Source organism: Chloroflexus sp., from assembly GCF_056331925.1.
On the sequence record NZ_JBWGQH010000007.1, the window covers coordinates 85,472 to 104,783 of the forward strand.

General features: G+C 55.3%; 13 protein-coding genes and 1 tRNA gene. 4 read left to right on the forward strand and 10 right to left on the reverse strand.

Annotated features, from left to right (window positions below):
* Window positions 1-14: 14 nt before the first annotated feature.
* Window positions 15-950, forward strand: a complete 936-nt coding sequence (locus AC01ZF_RS05455) for a bifunctional riboflavin kinase/FAD synthetase (RefSeq protein ID WP_428112720.1) — start codon at window positions 15-17, stop codon at window positions 948-950.
* Window positions 951-1,136: 186 nt separating this feature from the next.
* On the opposite strand, the gene AC01ZF_RS05460 is transcribed toward AC01ZF_RS05455, so the two are convergent.
* From AC01ZF_RS05460 to AC01ZF_RS05480, 5 genes are all read right to left on the reverse strand, one after another.
* Window positions 1,137-1,895 (reverse strand): 3-hydroxybutyrate dehydrogenase, encoded by a 759-nt coding sequence (locus AC01ZF_RS05460; RefSeq protein ID WP_424674643.1) that lies wholly within the window; start codon window positions 1,893-1,895, stop codon window positions 1,137-1,139.
* A gap of 127 nt (window positions 1,896-2,022) precedes the next feature.
* A complete protein-coding gene (locus AC01ZF_RS05465; protein ID WP_424674642.1) occupies window positions 2,023-2,685 on the reverse strand; it encodes an adenylate kinase family protein in 663 nt (220 codons plus the stop codon).
* Window positions 2,686-2,695: 10 nt separating this feature from the next.
* On the reverse strand, window positions 2,696-5,284 hold the full coding sequence (locus AC01ZF_RS05470; protein ID WP_476575190.1) for a protein kinase domain-containing protein: 2,589 nt from the start codon (window positions 5,282-5,284) through the stop codon (window positions 2,696-2,698).
* 85 nt (window positions 5,285-5,369) lie between these two features.
* Entirely contained in the window at window positions 5,370-6,149 is a 780-nt protein-coding gene (locus AC01ZF_RS05475; RefSeq protein WP_424674640.1) for a lamin tail domain-containing protein, read from the reverse strand.
* A gap of 52 nt (window positions 6,150-6,201) precedes the next feature.
* Window positions 6,202-8,694 (reverse strand): sugar phosphate nucleotidyltransferase, encoded by a 2,493-nt coding sequence (locus tag AC01ZF_RS05480; protein ID WP_476575191.1) that lies wholly within the window; start codon window positions 8,692-8,694, stop codon window positions 6,202-6,204.
* Window positions 8,695-8,845: 151 nt separating this feature from the next.
* Between AC01ZF_RS05480 and AC01ZF_RS05485 the strand changes: the two genes are divergently transcribed.
* Window positions 8,846-8,929, forward strand: a tRNA-Leu gene (locus AC01ZF_RS05485).
* A 44-nt stretch (window positions 8,930-8,973) separates the two neighbouring features.
* Here AC01ZF_RS05485 and AC01ZF_RS05490 read toward each other — a convergent pair.
* The 4 genes from AC01ZF_RS05490 to AC01ZF_RS05505 form a co-directional block, all read right to left on the reverse strand.
* Window positions 8,974-10,593, reverse strand: coding sequence for a S1 RNA-binding domain-containing protein (locus tag AC01ZF_RS05490; RefSeq protein ID WP_428112724.1), 1,620 nt, complete (start codon window positions 10,591-10,593; stop codon window positions 8,974-8,976).
* Window positions 10,590-12,098 carry an acyl-CoA synthetase gene (locus tag AC01ZF_RS05495; protein ID WP_424674637.1) on the reverse strand — a complete coding sequence of 503 codons (1,509 nt, stop codon included), beginning with the start codon at window positions 12,096-12,098 and terminating at the stop codon, window positions 10,590-10,592. The genes AC01ZF_RS05490 and AC01ZF_RS05495 overlap by 4 nt, the downstream gene beginning before the upstream one ends.
* A 179-nt stretch (window positions 12,099-12,277) precedes the next feature.
* Window positions 12,278-14,908, reverse strand: coding sequence for a pyruvate, phosphate dikinase (ppdK, locus tag AC01ZF_RS05500; protein ID WP_428112726.1), 2,631 nt, complete (start codon window positions 14,906-14,908; stop codon window positions 12,278-12,280).
* Between the two features lie 230 nt (window positions 14,909-15,138).
* Entirely contained in the window at window positions 15,139-15,975 is an 837-nt protein-coding gene (locus tag AC01ZF_RS05505) for a pyruvate, water dikinase regulatory protein (RefSeq protein ID WP_424674635.1), read from the reverse strand.
* Window positions 15,976-16,102: 127 nt separating this feature from the next.
* Between AC01ZF_RS05505 and AC01ZF_RS05510 the strand changes: the two genes are divergently transcribed.
* On the forward strand, window positions 16,103-17,464 hold the full coding sequence (locus AC01ZF_RS05510; RefSeq protein ID WP_424674634.1) for an alpha/beta fold hydrolase: 1,362 nt from the start codon (window positions 16,103-16,105) through the stop codon (window positions 17,462-17,464).
* A gap of 66 nt (window positions 17,465-17,530) precedes the next feature.
* Window positions 17,531-17,944 carry a DUF3054 domain-containing protein gene (locus AC01ZF_RS05515; RefSeq protein ID WP_424674633.1) on the forward strand — a complete coding sequence of 138 codons (414 nt, stop codon included), beginning with the start codon at window positions 17,531-17,533 and terminating at the stop codon, window positions 17,942-17,944.
* 72 nt (window positions 17,945-18,016) lie between these two features.
* Here the strand turns inward: AC01ZF_RS05515 and AC01ZF_RS05520 are convergent, their stop codons facing one another.
* On the reverse strand, window positions 18,017-18,940 hold the full coding sequence (locus tag AC01ZF_RS05520) for an NAD-dependent epimerase/dehydratase family protein (protein ID WP_424674632.1): 924 nt from the start codon (window positions 18,938-18,940) through the stop codon (window positions 18,017-18,019).
* Window positions 18,941-19,312 lie beyond the last annotated feature (372 nt).

Below are 19,312 nucleotides of genomic sequence, written 5' to 3' on the forward strand. Positions count from 1 at the left end.
CGGAGCAGAAAGCCTTGCAGATCGCCCGTGATCTTGTTCCCGGCTTGGCCAACCGGGCGACGGTTTTGAGCATTGGCCGTTTCGATGGCGTTCATCTCGGTCATCAACAACTGATCCGTACCACAGTCGAACGGGCACGTGCCTTGGATATGCTTAGTGCAGTGCTGACGTGGGAGCCGAATCCGCGTGCCGTGTTACAGCCCGGTCAACCATTACAGTTATTGACGGATCTCGATGAGAAGATCGAGCAAATTCGACGACTCGAACCGGATGTGCTGATTATTGCGCCGTTTACAAACGAGATCCGCCAACTGAGTGCTGCCGAATATATGGCGCGGATCTGCGCTGCATTGCCGGTACGTGAGGTTTGGGTTGGTGAGGATTTCGCGATGGGACGGGGACGCGAGGGTGATATTCCGCGACTAATGGAGATCGGGCGTGAGCTGGGGTTCGCCGTCGGTGCCATGAACAAGTATACGATAGCCGGGATTCCGGTCAGCTCCTCACGTATCCGCGAACTGGTGCTGGCGGGAAACGTCGCCGGTGCCGGTGCGTTGTTGGGACGGCCTTTCGCGCTGCGGGGCCTCGTTACTCGTGGTGATGGACGTGGTCGCCAGATTGGGTTTCCTACTGCGAATTTGCAGGTGAATCCAGATGTAGTAGTGCCGGCGCATGGGGTCTATGCTTGCCGTACCTATCTCGCGACCGGTGAGGTTGTGCCAACGGTGACAAATATCGGGGTACGTCCGACGTTCGATGGTACCCGCCAAGTGGTTGAGGCCCATCTCATCGATTGGCAAGGTGATCTGTACGATCAGTATGTGCGGATCGAGCTGTTGATGCGGCTTCGTAACGAGCGGAAGTTTAGTGGTATTGATGAATTGGTCGCCCAAATCCGCCATGATGTTGCCGAGGCACGTGTAGTGTTAGGTATCCCTCCAACCTCGTAGGATGAACTGCCACAAGGGCACCCGCTAGGGGGGCTATCCGTTCGCAATAATCGTACACGTCGGCGTGCCGTTCGTTTGTGTGTTTCTCCCCGAACGTCGCGGCTACTCCTTGTGTTATGCCACGGTACCACCTGCCCTTGTGGCGGTCTTGCCGAGTACAGATCGCCCTCTCGGTCGGTGCAAGGTCTACCGTGCCGTCCAACCTAAAGCAATTTCGTACACTGAGCCGGTAATAGCACCAGCGGCGTCGGAGCAGAGAAAAGCTGCTAAGCCGGCCACTTCTGATGGCTCAATGAGGCGCTTGATCGCTGCCGGTTCGAGCATTACCTTCTCGATCACCTGATCTTCAGGAATACCACGAGTACGGGCTTGATCGGCGATTTGCTTTTCGACCAACGGTGTGCGCACATAGGCCGGTGCGATTAGATTGACGGTAATTCCGTAAGGGCCTCCTTCGAGAGCAGCCGTGCGGGTAAGCCCAAGCAAGCCGTGTTTGGCCGAGATGTAGGCACTCTTAAACGGCGATGCCCGTAGACTATGCACCGATCCGATGTTGACAATCCGACCACGACCGTTGGCTTTCATGCTCGGCCAGACATACTTGGTCAAACGAAACGGTGCAGTCAGCATCACTGCGATCATCGTTTCCCAACGATCTTCGGGAAAGTCTTCGATGGCGTCAATGTGTTGAAAACCGGCATTGTTGATCAGAGCATCGACTCGGCCATAAGTATTGAGCGCGGTATCAACCGCTTGTCGGCAACCCGCCTGCGTTGCTAAATCAACGCCAACAAACATGCCGCCGAGCCGTTCGGCGACTGCTTCACCGGCAGAGCCGGGGAGATCGACCAACACCACCCGGTAGCCGTCGGCAGCAAATCGTTCGGCACAGGCTAAGCCGATACCGCTGGCTGCACCGGTAATTAGGGCAACGTACTCGCTCATCACTGAACTCTCCTGTCCTGTGGCGCATAACAGTGCGGTTCTTTTCCTACAGATTCATCTGCTGGTGCGCTATCTCTTCGCCGGTCGGTCGTGCGGTGATTGTAGCACACAGCTTCCTAGTTCAGATTTAATCGTCTTGCAGCACCTTGTTGATCACAGCGACGACCATTTCCGGTGATTGATCGGCGTTAATATGGTGGACTAAACCACGATGCCTGTAGAAATCGAGTACTGGTGTTGTTTCTTGTTCATAAAGACGGAGGCGAGCGCGGATTACTTCGGGTCGATCATCGTCACGTTGACGAAGGACGCCTCCTTTTGCCAAGCATTGTGCTATCCGTTCGGTGTCATCGATGTGCAGCGTCACATCGTCTCCAGCAGGGCTACGACAAACCCGGCGTCCACTGAGGCGATGAAGGATCGCTGCCTCACTGAGATCGAGCACGATGACGTTATCGACCTGTCGTCCTAGTTCGGCCAGCATTGTTTCAAGCATCTGTGCTTGTGCAACACTACGAGGATAACCGTCGAGAAGGCACATTTGTGATAGCGGAATTGCCTGCAACCAGGCACGCATTAGCTTGGCCATCACATCGTCGGGCGCTAGCCGACCTTGTTCGAGCAATGTTGCAATCTGCCGACCGATAGGACTTTGTGCGCGAATCTCGGCCCGGAGACGCTGACCGGTGGCAACAACGGCCACCCCGGACTCTTGGGCAAGCAGGTTAGCGATAGTCGTTTTGCCTGTACCAGGTGGGCCGATCAGGAGGAGCGTTTTTCCAACTGTCATTGTTTATCTGTTATGATGATACGCGCTCGATCACTTCATCGATGTTCGGATATGTTGGATCGAGCTGCTTTACCGTTTGAAAGGCTTCTAGTGCTTCGGCAAAACGACCTTGCTCTTCATACGACCGACCTAAACCAAAGTAGGCGTCAGTGTAGGAAGGTTTCAAGTCAATTGCTTGTTGGAAGAACGTTTCAGCCTCACTGTAGTGTTTGCTATAAAAGTAGGACCACCCAAGACCGTTAAATATTTCGGCGTTTGTATTATCGAGGCGAAGGGCTTTTTGCAGCACTTCAATTGCCTCATCATACCGATCTTGGTACAAGAGGATCCAACCGAGACCATTGTACGCAAACGCATCGTAATCATTGCGGTTTAGCGCTTCACGGTAGGCCGCTTCGGCCTGCCTGTACCAATCGCCGGCGGTTTCACTGTCAGAGCTTTGAAAACCGATAAAGAGCTTTGTCTCACCGAGATACGCATATGCGTTGGCGAAGTGTGGATTTGCATCGATTGTCTGCTGAAAGTAATCCAACGCTTGTTCAAAATTTTTATCATCGAAGGCCAGCCGGCCCAACCCAAAAAGTGCCAAGCTCTCATCAGGGTTCAATTGGAGCGCCTTCTGAAACGCCGCTTGCGCTACATCGGTTTGATCGTCGCGATAGGCCAGCCAACCCAATGCAGCTTGGGCTGCGCTGAAAGTTGGATCGAGCGTCAGTGTGTTCTGAAGTTCATCACGGGCCAATGTGCTATCCTGATCGGTAGTGAGATAAATCGTCCCAAGTTCATAGTGAAAGAGGGCGAGGGTTGGGAAGCGATCGATGGCTGCTTCAAGGCTACTAACAGCCTGTTCCAGCGTGTTTGGATCGTCGCGCAGGAGAAAATCCCGGCTAAAAGCCCAACCAAGAAGGGCATGTGCAAAGGATTGGTTAAGCGGATCGGAAGCAGCGAGTCGATCTTCCGCCTTACCGATCGCGTTAAAGGCGCGATCCATCAAATCGTTATCGTGACTATCTGCCGCATCGGTTGCCAGCACCGCTGCATAGAGCGCGTGGCCGAGCGCTTCGTTGTCATCCGCCTTGATCGCACGTTCGCCGGAGAGACGTGCTTGAACTCGATTACCGAGATGCAGATAGGCGTATCCGCTAATACCAAACCCAATAGCTTGGGCGCGTCTATCGGTAGCATTTATCAGCGGATCAGCCGCCGCAATTACTTCGTTCCAACTCCCTTGGGCCAGCAATGCGCCGGCCAAACGCGCATGGGCTGTCATGTCGTCGCTGTTCGCAGCAACGGCTTCGCGGTAAGCTGCAATAGCCTCAGCCAATCCGCCAGAGCGGGCTAATGCAGTATCGCCGGTGCTTATCAACGACGCAGTTTCATCGGTAGGAGGAACCGGTGGTGATGAAGATCGGAACAGCGCAAACAGCGCGACCCCACCACCGGCAAGCAACCCAAGCGTGATGACACCCACCAGAATGCCTATGAGTAGCCCTTTTCTGGTTGAGCGGGTAGGGGTAGCGGGTACGTTAAGCGGATTAGGAGCTGGGGTAGTAGGGGCAGCAGCGTAAGGATGAGATGCTGGCATCGACGGTGTTTGGAGGTAAGCCGGTGATGGGGTGGTTGGGCCGTACACCGGCGGTGGCGTAGCCGGCTGGGTCGGCGGGAAGGGCGTAGCCGGATGGGTCGGCAAAGGAGATGGTAGTCCGCTGCCGATTGCCGGCATCCCACCTTGTGGAGTAAGTGGCCGGCTCAGCTCACTTTCACTCATCCCAACCGCTTGGCGTAGGGCTGCCACCATCTCGGCTGCGGTGGCAAAACGAGCTTCCGGCTTACGAGCCAGTGCGCGCATAATCACATCTTCCACTGCCGGTGGTAAATCACTGCGCACATCGCGCGGTGGGATAGGAGCATGGACGAGGCGCGCGGCCAGCATCGCCATTGGGGTCTCGGCTTTAAACGGAAACGCGCCGGTTAACAACTCATAGAGCATCACCCCAAGCGCGTAAATGTCGGTTGGTGGCCCAACGTTTGGCAGACCCTGTGCCTGTTCAGGTGACATATACTCCGGGGTTCCCATCACCGTACCGGCAATTGTGAGACCGCCGTTACTCCCCGTACCACGGGCAAGACCGAAGTCGGTGAGATAAATCCACCCCTCGTCGGTAATCATTACGTTAGAGGGTTTAATATCGCGGTGAATGATTCCCTGTCGGTGAGCGTAATCGAGTGCTTCACCAACTTGCGCTAGGATCTGAGTGGCGCGCTTAACAGAGAGGGCACCCTCTTGTTGGAGCAATTGCTTGAGCGTGCGGCCCTGAATAAACTTCATAGCGATGTAGTGGTAACCCGCTACCTCGCCGACCTCATAGATCGGCATAATGTGAGGATGTTCCAGCCGGGCAGCGCTGCGCGCCTCTTGCCGAAAACGGGCGATGTAACTCTGATCGCTGGTCAGGCTAGGCGGTAAGATTTTGAGCGCCACTATCCGATCCAAATCGGTCTGACGCGCTTTATAAACGACCGCCATACCTCCCCGTCCTAATTCTGACAGGATCTCGAAGCGCCCAAGGGTCTGACCAACCAGAGAAACATCGCTCATAAGATACTCACCCACACGCTATGAAGATTTTGTTTACCACATCGCAGGAAAGCCTACCCCTGCCATCACGAATCATCACCAAACCCTACGCGCCGGCTGCATAGGTATAACGACTGACAAGGTTCCCATTTGCATCACGCAATATTGCACTATCACCGCTATTATTCCAAATTGGGCGGCGTGATCCCCAATACAGGTTATTGGCGTCATCGGTACCGGCTTTCGTCCACACTTTCACCTCGGCGCCACTGGTCAGCGTAAAATGCGGGAAGGTGTATGTGTGATGTCCTCCTTCATCGATCAACGTCCACCCAGTAAGATCGACGGGCTGGTGAGATACATTCGTGATCACAACAAACTCACCTTCCAGATCGCTACCGGGCGGGTCGTATTCAATATACGTAATACTCACATTCGGCGGTTCAGCTATGAGCCGTTCAATATCGGTAATCGATGCGGAAACCTCGTCGGTGATCAGCTCGGCAATGTCTTCTTCAATCGGCTCGTCATTGCTGGGGGGCGATGGTGGTGTTTCTTCCCGCAGTGGTGATGCAAGCGGAACCTTTGCTTCTTCCGGTGTAATCATGACTGTCAAGTGTTGTTCTGGTTCATCACGGCGACGGTACCGTGGTTGCTCGTCTACCCAACGAATGATTTCACGTTCAGCAATGCGGGCGAAATCACCAGGGAGGCTGGCAAAGGCGCGACTCAGTTCATAGATAGCGCGTTCCATATGGGTACGACTTTGTGCAGGTAACAGACCGAGCGGTAACCGTAGCAGACCGTATCCAATACGACCAATCTGAACCGTCGTCGTCGTGATTGCGTTGTAGAGCGGATCTTCACTTCCTGAGCGGGTAGACATTGCCCCCTCCTCGTCTGTATCCAGTCGGCAGTTGCCAATCGACTGCCGGTTGCTACTGCAAGCTCGTCACCAATCCGGCATATTTATCGGTGAGTATGCGGGCGTGCTCTTCGCTACTGCCTTCAGCAATGACGTGAAAAAATGGTCCATCGGGATCGGGTAAAATAAGGACCCATTCTTGTCCCAATTCAATTTTGATTCCGTCAATTTGTTCGCCGTGTCGTTCGTGGTATTGTTGATTGAGAATACGCATCACTTTGCCTTTGCTTTCCCAGCGACACGGCACGCGGGTTTGCCAAATATAGTAAGGTGGGAGATCGGCCAGAACCTCACTCAGAGTTGTTTGATTGAGCGTGAGAAGTTCCATCAACCGTGCAATTGCAAACATGCCGTCGGCGACAGGGTAGAAATGGGGGAAGATATAGTTGCCGGTACCATCACCAAGGAGCAAGAGGTCAGGCCGTTCGGCGGCGAGGTTCATCAATGCGCCGAGGTGAGCGCGTGTGCGAATGATACTTCCGCCATACCGTGCGGCAATCTGTTCAAAGGCACGGGGTGCTGTCACCGGGACGGCAACGATCCCACCGCCGTATGCGCGCATCGAGAGCGCCGTCATGGCGGCCAACGCACGGAGCGGGTGCAAGCGTTGACCACGATCATCGATGAGAAAAATCTTCTCGCCGCCGGGATCGAGACGGACACCGAACTGTGCGCCAACTACCGGCGTGATTTTGGTCAATCGCGTCATTGCGGCCTCAAACTCTGCACCGGTCTGAAACACCATCCGTTCATCGAGATAGACGTTCAGTTCGACGGCATCGGCCTGCATCCGACGCAGAATCTCGGCCATGACCGTACTGGTACTGGTGTTCGCGTAATCGATCACGATTGGAAAACCCTTGCCAAAAGCGGCATTTTGGCCAAGGGCTTTCATAAACGCGGCTCGGTACGTCTCTTCCACATCTTCGCCGTAGAAAATGCGGCCAATTTCATCCAGATAGGCACGTCGGTAATCTTCACGGAAGAACGTACTCTCGATTTTACGCTCGATCGTACTATTGATGTCAAGTCCGAGATGGTTAAAGAATTTGATCTCGGCAACTCGGTTATCAAACGGTGAGATTCGGACATGGACACCTCCGGCGGCGCCGATCGCATGGGTATAGTAACGGGCTAATGGGATTGGTACATTGCGTAGATCGCAGACATTCACCCCCGCCGAAGGCAAACCGGCAATAATTGCACGCTTCAGCATGCGAGGGGTAAAATGTGCATCGCGGTTAATCGTCACCGTAGTGCCACGCGGTAGTGTCGCACCGTATGCTGCACCGAGCCGGGCACACATTTCAGGCGTAATCTCGATATTAACTAAACCGGTAATCCCATAGCGGCCAAACAGCACACGGCGTCCTTGGCTCCCCCAAATGATACTTGACGTAACAGTTGCGCCTTCATCTACCTCTTTGGAGGGCCAAATCTTAACGTTTGGTTGCACCACTGCACCAGCGCCGATCTGAACTCCATCGCCGATCACAGCTCCCTCGAAGATCATTGCCCGGGAGCGAATGTTGCACTGGCGTAACACAATCGCACCGCGCAGCTCGGCCCGTTCACCAATGTACGAGTTACGCCAAATGATCGAGCGATCGATATTGGCCCGTGAATCGACAATGGTGTAGTCACGGATCACCGACGGCCCGTGAATAATCACCCCACCTTTGATCTTAGCTCCGTGACCAAGGTAGATCGGGCCGTGCAGTTGGGCATCAGGAGCAATTTCGGCATCGCGATCAATCCAGATGTCGCCACCAATATTGTGACCGATGCGCGGTAGATTGACTTTGCCCGACAAATAATCGCTGCAAGCGCGCATGTAAGCCTCGATAGTACCGACATCGGTCCAATACCCATTGGCGATATACCCGTACAGTCGATCACCACGGTGCAACATACGTGGGAAGACATCTTTCGACCAGTCGGTGACGCGGCCTCGTTCAATGTAACGAAAGATATCGGGATTGAAGACGTAAATACCGGTATTGACGGTATCAGAAAAGACCTCTCCCCAGCTCGGTTTTTCGAGCAACTGACGGATGCGGCCTTGTTCGTCGGTGATGATCACGCCGTATTCAAGTGGATTAGCGACGCGGGTGAGGGTGACGGTTGCGGTCGCACCGGAGGCCATATGGTACTCGATGATCTGAGTCAGGTTAAAATCGGTCAGAGCATCACCGGATATAACGAGGAAAGGTTCGGTGAGCAGGTGCTCGGCATTTTTGACACTACCGGCAGTGCCCAACGGTATCTCTTCCAGCGAATAGGTAATATTAACCCCATACGCGCTGCCGTCACCGTAGTAGTCTTGGATAACATTTGCCAGGTACTGCACGGTAATGATAATGTCGGTGATACCGTGCAGTTTGAGTAATTCAATGATATGTTGCATCACCGGTCGGTCGACCAGTGATACCATCGGTTTCGGGCGATTTATCGTGAGCGGTCGCAGGCGAGTACCCTCGCCGCCGGCCATCACAACGGCTTTCATGGCGGCTCCTGCTGACTGTCGATACCGCGACGGTATACGAAATGCGCGGCGGAAGGGGGCTTCTGTCACATAGCCCCTTTAGTATAACATGTCACGAACCTGCCCGGCAACCTCTTGCCGGAAACAGCTTCTCGTGCTATACTCGCCAGCGGGGGACGTGGCGGAATGGCAGACGCGCATGACTTAGGATCATGTGCCGCAAGGCGTATGGGTTCAACTCCCATCGTCCCCACCAGGCTCCGCCCATCATGCGAATGATGGGCGGTTTTTTATTGCAGTTCATTCATTAACACTCAGCGCAATGCGTCGGTGTTCGTTATCGATCGCGAGGATCGTGACCATCACCTGACTACTGAGTGGGAAGCATTCACGTAATGGTCGGCGCTTCGCCGGAATTTTGCTAATATGGACGAGACCTTGGATGCCGGGTAAGAGTTCGACAAACAGACCAAAACCGGTGATACCGGTAACAGTGCCTTGCACCGTCATGCCGCCGGCAAGGCGTTGCGAGAGACTTGCCCACGGATCAGGGGTGAGTTCGCGGATGCTTAGATTGATACGCAGATGCTGCCGGTCAATGTTGGTAATCATCGCACGGACCGGTTGGCCGGGTTGCAGGACGTTGCGTGCGTCGCTGATCCAACGCCAGTCGATGTCGCGCACGTGAACAAACCCTTCTATCCCACCGAGATCGATCACTGCTCCATAACTCAATACGCGCAACACCGTTCCCTCAACGATGCTCCCAACGCTGACGGATGCGATCCGCTCTTGTCGTTTGCGGAGGCGTTCACTCCATAACACCGTTGGTGCAGGATCTGGCGACGGTGGCGATGGTTCCTCGGATGTAGTGGTCACTTGCTCTAGGATGGTGAGGCAGCGGGCCGCATGATGACGAATTTCGGCGTTGGGAAAGCTCTCAGCCAATTGGGCAAGTAATGGCATACTCGCCCGGTCATTCCATTCGACCAGAATCTGCATAATCTGGATCGTCAATGACCGTCGGTTGGGGGCAGAGCGTTGGAGAAGAGCACGTAGTTCCGGGAGTGCAGCTCGATAATCGGCCATCTTCACCAAACGAATAACTTCGTGTGAGAGATGAATGCTTTTTTCATTCAAGAGTGATACAATCTCCGGAGCGGCTTCAACCGCTTGGAGTTGGTTGAGAGTACGCACTGCTAATGTTCGTAGGCCGACGACATAGCGGGCAATTTCAACGAGGAGTGGTATCGCCGTGCGGGCACGTAAGCGCGCTAATGCCTGCATGGCGACACTTGCCGCTCGGCTGGGAATATGGGGCTGAGTTTCCTGCCACGCCGTTATGCAATCTTCGAGCAAGCGTAACAGCCCAGGGACGGCTGCCGGGGTATGCAGCATTCCCGCCGCCTCGGCAGCCGCGATGCGGATGGCAAGGTGTGGGCTGTTGAGAAAGTTGGGAATGGCTACAGCGAGCGTGGTATCACCAAGGCGGGCAAGTGCGGCGATGGCGGCAGCAACGATGGGAGGATCTGGATCATCGAGACAAGCTGTGATTTGTTCACGTGCCTCTGCGATCTGTTTTCGTCCTAACGTGCGGATTGCCGCGGCGGCTACAAACGGTTTCGGGTCATCGATACTTGCTAATAAGGCATCGATGACCGCAGGACTCAGCGGTTTACTGGTATACCCAATCGCTTCGATGGCAACTTCACGCACGGCCGGCCAATGATGGTGCAGGGTCGGTAACACCAGATCAGGATCGACCTCAAGATTGACCAGTCGGCTGGCCGCACGTGCGCGCACCAGTTGATCGCGCGAATGGATCGTGCGGGCCAGCTCTTCGAGCTGATCGGTTAACAGTTCACTCAGGCGCTCACGGTTGAGAGCCGGATCGCCTTCGTAATCATCGAGATCACTCATCGCTGTTCCTCGGCTACGGGTGGATCGATTCCGAGTAGATGACGTTGTACCTTCCCCATGGCATTGCGTGGTAATGCCGTGACGAAGCGGATCTGGCGTGGCCGTTTGTACGCAGCCAGTTGATGACGACAATGATCAATCAGTTCTTGTGCTGTGGTATGGATGCCTGATCGTATCACTACATCGGCCACCGGTACTTCGCCGAGATCGGGATCGGGTTGGCTGTAAACGGCACATTCAGCGACTGCCGGATGCTGGGCGAGAACTTCCTCGACTTCACGAGGATAGATATTGTAACCGCCACTGATGATGAGTTCACGACTACGACCGGTAATGTGAACATAGCCATCGGTATCAACGAACCCGATATCTCCGGTGTTAAACCAGCCATCGTTAGTAAACGCAGCCGCTGTAGCACGCGGATTACGCCAGTAGCCACGGAAAAGGTGTGGTCCGCGTACTTGGATCTCGCCAACCTCGCCTGCCGGTAGCGGTTGGCGTGTTGTCCGATCGACAATTCGGGCCTCTTGACCGGGAAATGGCATGCCAACACTGCCGGGGCGGCGCTCGCCTTCGTAGGGATTGGTCAAATTCATTCCCGTTTCGGTCATGCCATAGCGTTCGAGGATGGGTTGTCCGAAGAGAGCAGCAAAATCGGCAAAGGTCTGCGGGCTGAGTGGGGCCGAACCGGAAACAAACAGTCGCATGCGATGACGAGGAACGCCGTGCTGGCGTGCTGCTTCGATCAACCGCACATACATAGTAGGTACGCCGAAAAAGAGGGTAATAGCCGGGTCGGCCATGCGTTGCAAGGCCAGTTCGGCATCAAATCGTGCGTGCAATTCAAGACTCGCGCCGCTTCGGATCGTGCCATGGACACCTACACCTAGTCCATGGACGTGAAACAGTGGCAACATCAAGAGTAAACGATCGGCCTCGGTCCAGCACCAAGCGCGGATAACCGCATCGCAATTTGCGGCAAGGCTGGCGTGGGTGTGGACTGCTCCTTTGGCTCGACCGGTGGTGCCCGATGTGTACGCGATCAGTGCCATATCGTCGGCAGCCGGCGGTGAAAATGCAGTCGGGTCCGCCGGTGATGTACCACACCGTGATGTGTCGGGTTTGATCATGTGTGAGTGTGGAGCCGTCATTGCCTCACGCAAGATCGCTTCGTTCTCGTCAGTTGCAACGACGATGAGCGGTTCAGCATCGGAGAGCAGATGGCTCAGTTCGGTGTGGCGATACTGTGGGTTCACCAGAACGACGGCTGCCCCGGCCAATTGAGCGCCGAAGTAGGCAGCGAGAAAGGCCGGTGAGTTGGGCAGAGCCAACGCGACACGATCGCCATGCGCAATGCCGAGGTCGCGATAGCGGGCGGCCCAGCCGGCAGATGCTGCTGCAAGATCACGATACGTTATTACGTGATTCTCAACCACAACACATGGTCGGAGCGGTTCGGTAGTTGCGTAATGGAGGAGGGTGGCAACAATTGGCAGTGGCGACATAATGTGACCTCATGGACATCGGAAACTACGAACGATCGTCAACGCATCACGACCGGTATGTGTTGCGTCTGATTGGATCGCATTATACCGAGAGGGATGCGTAGATTGGGTTATAAAATCACGACAAACGGCGAAGCTCTGGTGAGCCTCGCCGTTCGCAACGTGGTTGAAGATGAAACCTACTTATCGCGTTTTGCCTCACCTAACGCTGCTTGAGCTGCGGCAAGGCGGGCAATCGGGACACGGTAGGGCGAACAACTGACGTAGTTGAGACCGACGCGGTGGAAGAACTCGACGCTTGCCGGATCACCACCGTGCTCACCACAGATGCCAACCTTCAAGTTCGCGCGCGCCGTGCGTCCACGTTCAGTACCGATTTTCACCAATTGCCCAACACCACGCTGATCGATGGTCTGGAACGGGTCATCAGGGATGAGCTTCTTCTCGACATACGCCGGCAGGAAGCGACCCGAGTCGTCTCGTGATAAGCCAAGCGTGGTCTGGGTAAGGTCGTTGGTACCGAAGCTAAAGAACTCGGCGACCTGAGCAATCTCATCGGCGACCAGCGCAGCCCGTGGCAACTCGATCATCGTTCCGACGAGATACGGGACCTCGATCCCACTTTCGGCGAAGACCTCAGATGCCACCCGGCGCACGATCTCTTCTTGGAGTTTGAGTTCGCTGACAAACCCAACCAGTGGAATCATCACTTCGGGGTGAACGTCGATTCCCTCCGACTTAACCTTGACAGCGGCTTTGAAAATGGCCCGAGCCTGCATCTCGGTAATTTCGGGGTAGAGAATGCCTAAACGGCAGCCGCGAAAACCGAGCATGGGGTTTGCTTCACGCAAGCTCTCGACACGAGCCTTCACTTTGTGAGGATCGACGCCGAGCTTGGCAGCGAGTGCTTCAATCTCCTCGTCATCGTGCGGCAAGAACTCGTGCAGCGGTGGGTCAAGTGTACGGATGGTAACCGGGAGGCCGGCCATTTCACGGAACAGACCTTCAAAGTCGCCCTGCTGAAGTGGCTCGATCTTCGCCAGTGCCGCGCGCCGCTCTTCAGGTGTATCGGCGAGGATCATCTCACGCATTGCATCGATGCGGTCACCTTCAAAGAACATGTGCTCGGTGCGGCAGAGACCGATCCCCTCAGCCCCAAACTGGCGGGCGACGCGGGCATCGCGTGGAATGTCGGCATTGGCACGCACGCCAAGTTTACGAAACTCATCAGCCCACGACATCAAGGTAGCGAAATCACCCGATAACTCCGGTTCAACCGTCGGCATTTGGCCGGCAAAGACCTCACCACTTCCACCGTCAATCGTGATCCAGTCACCTTTACGGATGGTTGTACCATTAACCGTCATCAATTGATCGGCGTAGCTAATCCGCAGATCACCGGCTCCGGCCACGCACGGCTTACCCATACCACGGGCGACAACTGCAGCGTGGGAGGTCATACCGCCCCGCGCGGTGAGAATGGCTTGAGCAGCGACCATACCGTGAAAATCTTCGGGCGCCGTCTCAATCCGTACTAATATCACCTTTTCGCCGGTCTTAGCCAGATCTTCGGCCTCGTCGGGGTCAAAGACGGCCTTCCCAGAAGCAGCACCCGGCGAAGCGGGCAAACCGGTGGTGAGCGGTTTGGCTCGTTTGCGGGCTTCAGGATCGATCATCGGGTGCAGCAACTGATCGAGTGAATGCGGATCAACCCGCTGAACTGCCGTCGCCTTATCGATCAGCCCCTCACGTACCATATCGACGGCGATCTTCACCGCGGCAGGGCCGGTGCGCTTGCCGGTACGGGTCTGGAGCATCCACAGCTTGCCACGCTCGATGGTAAATTCAACATCTTGCATGTCTTTGTAATGACGTTCGAGCTGTTTGGCAATCTCGTGGAATTGGGCATAGACCTCCGGCATCTCCTCGGCCAACTTGCTGATTGGTTGGGGGGTGCGAATGCCGGCAACAACGTCTTCACCCTGGGCATTGACCAGATACTCGCCGAAGATTTCTGGATCGCCGGTGCTCGGGTTGCGGGTGAAGGCAACACCCGTTGCCGAGTCGTTACCCATGTTGCCAAAGACCATAGCCTGCACATTGACCGCCGTTCCAAGGTTATCGGGAATCTTATTCACCCGGCGATAATCAACCGCACGGCGACCGTTCCACGAACGGAAGACAGCAGCGATGGCTGCACGTAACTGCTCGAAGGGGTCTTCAGGAAAATCAACTCCAACGTCCTCCTTGATAATCGCCTTGAACTTCTCGGCTAAGGCGAGCAGCTCTTCGGTCGTCAGATCGGTGTCTTGACGTTGGCCGTGTCCTTTCGCTTCTTCCATCTCGTGCTCGAAACGGTCACCGTCAACACCGAGCACAATTTTTCCGAAGAGTTGGACGAAACGGCGGTAGGCATCGGCGGCGAAGCGGGGATTATCGGTGAGGCGAGCTAGTCCTTCGCGGGTCTGCTGATTGAGGCCGAGATTAAGCACGGTATCCATCATACCGGGCATGGAGAACTTTGCCCCTGAGCGAACGGATACCAAGAGCGGATTATTCGGATCACCGAAGCGCTTACCAGTTTGGGCTTCGATGTCCTTGAGACCTTCGAGGACCTGTTCCCACATACCTTCGGGAAAACGTTGACCGTTCTCGTAATAGGCATTGCACGCTTCGGTGGTGATCGTAAAACCGGGAGGCACCGGGACACCGGTACGAGTCATTTCGGCAACACCGGCGCCTTTTCCGCCGAGGAGATCGCGCATGCTTGCGTTTCCTTCGCGGAAGAGGTAGACCCATTTCTTTGACATAACCTGTTTCCTCCTTAAACAAGGTGGCGGAAGACAATACGATTGCACCCTGTAGCATCGTGATATGTGCTACAGGTGAGAAGATAGTCGTACCAGCGACACGAATGGGCCCCCATCTTGTGTAGTATTGTTGCCCCATCGCAGATCATGGTATTCAGCTTGTGCAAACGCGAACAATGGTAGATAGCGCAACTATACCGCGCTGAATCACAACTGTCAACGCAGTCGGTTTATCCTGTTGGGTGGAACCGACGCGAGATCAGGGAAATAATTTCGTCAGCGCTCTCTTCAATCGATTTATCGGTCACGTTAAGCGTCGTCCAGCCATGCTGGCGGAAGATGCGACGTGCCCATTCCACTTCATCAATTGCCGCTTCAAGGTTGGTGTACGTGCTACCCAGGTTGATGCCCATCCGGCGTTGCCGCCAGCGGCGGCGGGCGGCGATTTGCTCCGCTTCGACGATCAGACCGATGACCCGACGCGGATCGACCTGTAACAGGGCTTCGGGCAATGGGATTTCACGCACCAGTGGTACATTCGCCACCTTCCAACCGAGGACGGCCAAATACATGCTCAGTGGAGTTTTACCTACCCGTGAAATACCCACCAGGACAATATCAGCCTGATGCAGCTCGTAGGGTTTGTTGCCATCGTCGTGCGCAACGGTATACTCAATTGCCTCCAACCGGGCAAAATAGGTTGAACGACGGGCTTGATATAAGCCGGGTTTTCCCAGCGGCTCTTTTTGGAGGACGGTTGCCAATCGTGATAGGACACTACCGACGAGATCGATCTCGGCAACGCCCATCGCGCGCGCGAGACGCATCAGCTCACGGCGTAAGGTCGGCTCCATGAGCGTATGCAAAATGGTGCCGTTTTGCTGGGCGGCTTGCGCAACGACTTCAGCGATCTGTTCGGGATCTCGTACATTCGGCACAATGATAAGTGGGACTTCGGCGCCTTCAAACTGTGAGAGAGTTAGGCGCGCGACTTGTTCGCCAACGGCGCCGGCGCCGCCGGAAACAATGTAGAGTGGAGGGGCAGATTGATTAGTCGGTTCGCTCATTCGCAAACGTTTCGTAATCCACAATACGCCCGTAATTCGGCAAAATGAGATTATAAGGTTATAGACGGATACAGCCGTGTACTGGTATGATACCACACAACGGGTACAGCTCGTGGCGGGTAACACTATGGAAGTCTTTTCAATTGATGGTGCGCAGATACACGCACTTGATGTCGGACCGCGTCACGCCCAAATTGTCATCCTTATCCACGGCTGGTCGAGTTCGTCGTTTGCGATGTCGCCACTCATTCCCCTGCTGAGTCGGCGGTTTCGGTGTATCGCAATCGATCTCCCCGGTTACGGTGAGTCACCGCCGCTACGTGAGCGAGCGACGATTGGCCGCTATGCCCAACTGGTTGGGCGTCTGATTACCGGTCTCAGTGAACATCCGGCCGTCTTGATCGGTCACTCGATGGGTGGCATGATCAGTACGACGTTGGCGCTGCAAGTGCCCCAGTTAGTTGACCGCATGGTCTTGATTTGTCCAACCATTTCCGGTCGGCTCTCGTTCTGGATCAACACCTTTGTCTCGCCCATTACGATGATGGAGCGTTTTCCCTTCTTTAGTCGGTTGTTGTCGTTGCTCGAACCATCAATGCTGTCTGTCACCGATAGTTTGATGAAACCGGCGTCATTTGCCGAACGCTCAGCAATTAGTGAAGCTGATTATTTGCGGTTGCGAGCTGATGCACGGCGGCCGGGGCAGGGTCGGGTGCGGGCGGAATGTTTTGTCGCGATGCGTCGGCAGGATCTGAGTGGCCGTCTCCGTGAACTTGAGACTCCAGCGTTGGTGATTTGGGGAGCTGAAGATAATACGGTTCCTTTACGTGATGCCGGCGTAGTCGCCGATGAATGGCAGAATGCCGATTTACGGATCGTGCCGAAGGCAGGGCACTGGCCCCATTTTGAGACGCCAGAGGTCACGATGCGCTATATCGCCAGTTATCTCGGCTTACCCTCACTCATTAGTCAACCTGATACTTTGGTGCAACCGGCAGAGATGACGACCCAGATCACCGAGTTTTTGGTCAATTCGCAGCTCGGGAATGGTCTCAGTCTGGCCCAACGCACACGGCTGGCCGCCCATCTCGAACGGCGACGCTACCCGCCGCGTGCTTTGGTTGATCGTATGAATCAAGAATCGACCGATCTCTATCTGGTACAAGAGGGGACGTTGGAGGTTTGGAGTCCGCCGATCGATGGTAATCCGACCAGTCAACGCTTGTTGATGACGGTGGTCGCCGGTCAGATTACCGGTGAAATGTCATTACTCGATGGTGGACGCCGTAGTGCCGATCTACGGGCGGGTGAGGATGGCGTAGTGGTGCTAGCGTTACGACGCGAACGGTTGCGAGCGCTGGCCGAGGACGACCCGGCGTTAGGCAATGCCGTCCTCTGGAATATTGCCAGTGCGCTGGCATTACGTTTGCGCTTGGCGAACTGGCAGCAGCAGGGATTGGTGCGTGAGTTGCAAGCGCTGAAGCAATAGTGCTATGCTGTACGTGGGTAGATTGAGTGCAGAGAGCCATGTTGCTCAGAAGAGGTGGATAGTGATATGGAAGCGACCAATCGTCATGTTGTTACGACGGCGTGGTCGGAGCGTGCCACTCTGATCGGTGGCGATGCGATTGTCTTCATCGTGTTTGCGCTGCTTGGCCGCAGCTCGCATGGTCTGATTGATGAAAACCCGTTCCTTGCCGCGATACGGGTTGCCCTTCCCTTCTTCATCGGCTGGCTGGTCGTTGCGCCATGGCTCGGCTTGTTTCGTCGTCAGCCGCCGGTGCAGATGGTTGGGTTGACGCTGGTAGCGTGGCTGCTTGCCCTACCGGTTGGTCTCGGATTGCGCTGGTGGCAACTTGGCCGCTCAAGTCCGTTCAGCTTTGCGTTGGTTACCTTTCTGACAGTAGTGGCCCTCTTGTTGATCTGGCGTGGTAGTTACAGTTGGTGGCTAAGACGGCGTTCTGCTTGATATAAAGACGCAAAGGGTTGCTGCTTTGAGGCATCAGTCACCCTTTGCGTCGCAACCATCCCATCCTAACCACTACACACCGACGGCCAATTCGAGCGGTAAGCGCTCATCGATCCAGTACCGTAGACTCGGATAGCGAAGTTCGATACCGAGGTCGTGACGCATTCGCGCGTTACTCATTCGTACCGATGAAGTGAGCGCCCCGATCACCGAGCGATCAAGACCGGCCCGCAGTCCTACTTGTGGGTCAAACGTGCGTGGTGGTAGCATACCGAGCCGGCGACGTACTTCGCTTACGATCTCGATCAGGCGGAGCGGTTCATCATCGCAAACATTGTAGATGGCGCCGATCTGCCCCATCTCGACGGTACGGATCAACACCTCTAATGCATCATCAATGTGAATATGAGGCATAAAATTACGCCCGTTGCCGTAAATAGTCAGTTGGCCGCTGGCAATCGCTTCGAGTGGATCACGGTCAGGACCATAGACGGTGGCCATACGCAGGATTATTGCCGGGAAGCGATAGGCTCGCACCGCTTGCAAAATAATCTGCTCGGCGGTTGCAAGGATTGTGCCGAGCGGGTATGACGGCGCGATTGGGCTATCTTCATCAACCCACTTTTCGCCATGATCGCCGTAAGGGGCTGCGTTGGAAGCCCACACATAGGCACGCACCGTGCGGGCTCGCACCGACATAGCAATCAAGTGTTGATTCCCGTCAACGTAGAGGGAGCGAAGAAGAGTAGAGCCATCGATTGGCATACGGTTGGTGAGGTTATACACGACCTCAATCTCGTCGGTGATGCCGTCGATGGTTTCAGGGCGGGTAAGATCGCCGATCCAGACTGCCATGCCTAAAGAGGCGAGGCGTTCGACCACGGGGTCTTCAGCGCTATAGACAAGACCGCGCACGCGGTGGCCAGCAGTGAGGAGGCGCGCTGCCAGACGCGAGCCGATGTACCCCGCTGCGCCGGCAATCAGATAATTGGTCATAGGTCACCTCGTCGTGTAGGGGCGGGTGACTACGATGACACCGCCCAACTGATAGAGCAGGCTGCACATCGGCGAGTGCGGTGCTTGTCTGTGTAGGTGCAGCGAGTTACTGAATATTGTAACACTCAGTTGATAAGGTTGCCAGCGGAAAATTACCTGACAAAAGATTGACAGAAGGTGGATAGAGTAAGTGAGCTGGATTGGTAGATTTCTCGCTCCGCGCGAAATGACAGGGGGGCATCGTAATGAGCTGGGTTGGTAGATTGCTCGCTCCGCTCGAAATGACGAGGGGGGTACCTGACCAGGTCACGATGAGCGCAGCATACCATCCTCCCCGTGTCATGTCGAGCGCAGCGAGACATCTTTGTAGTG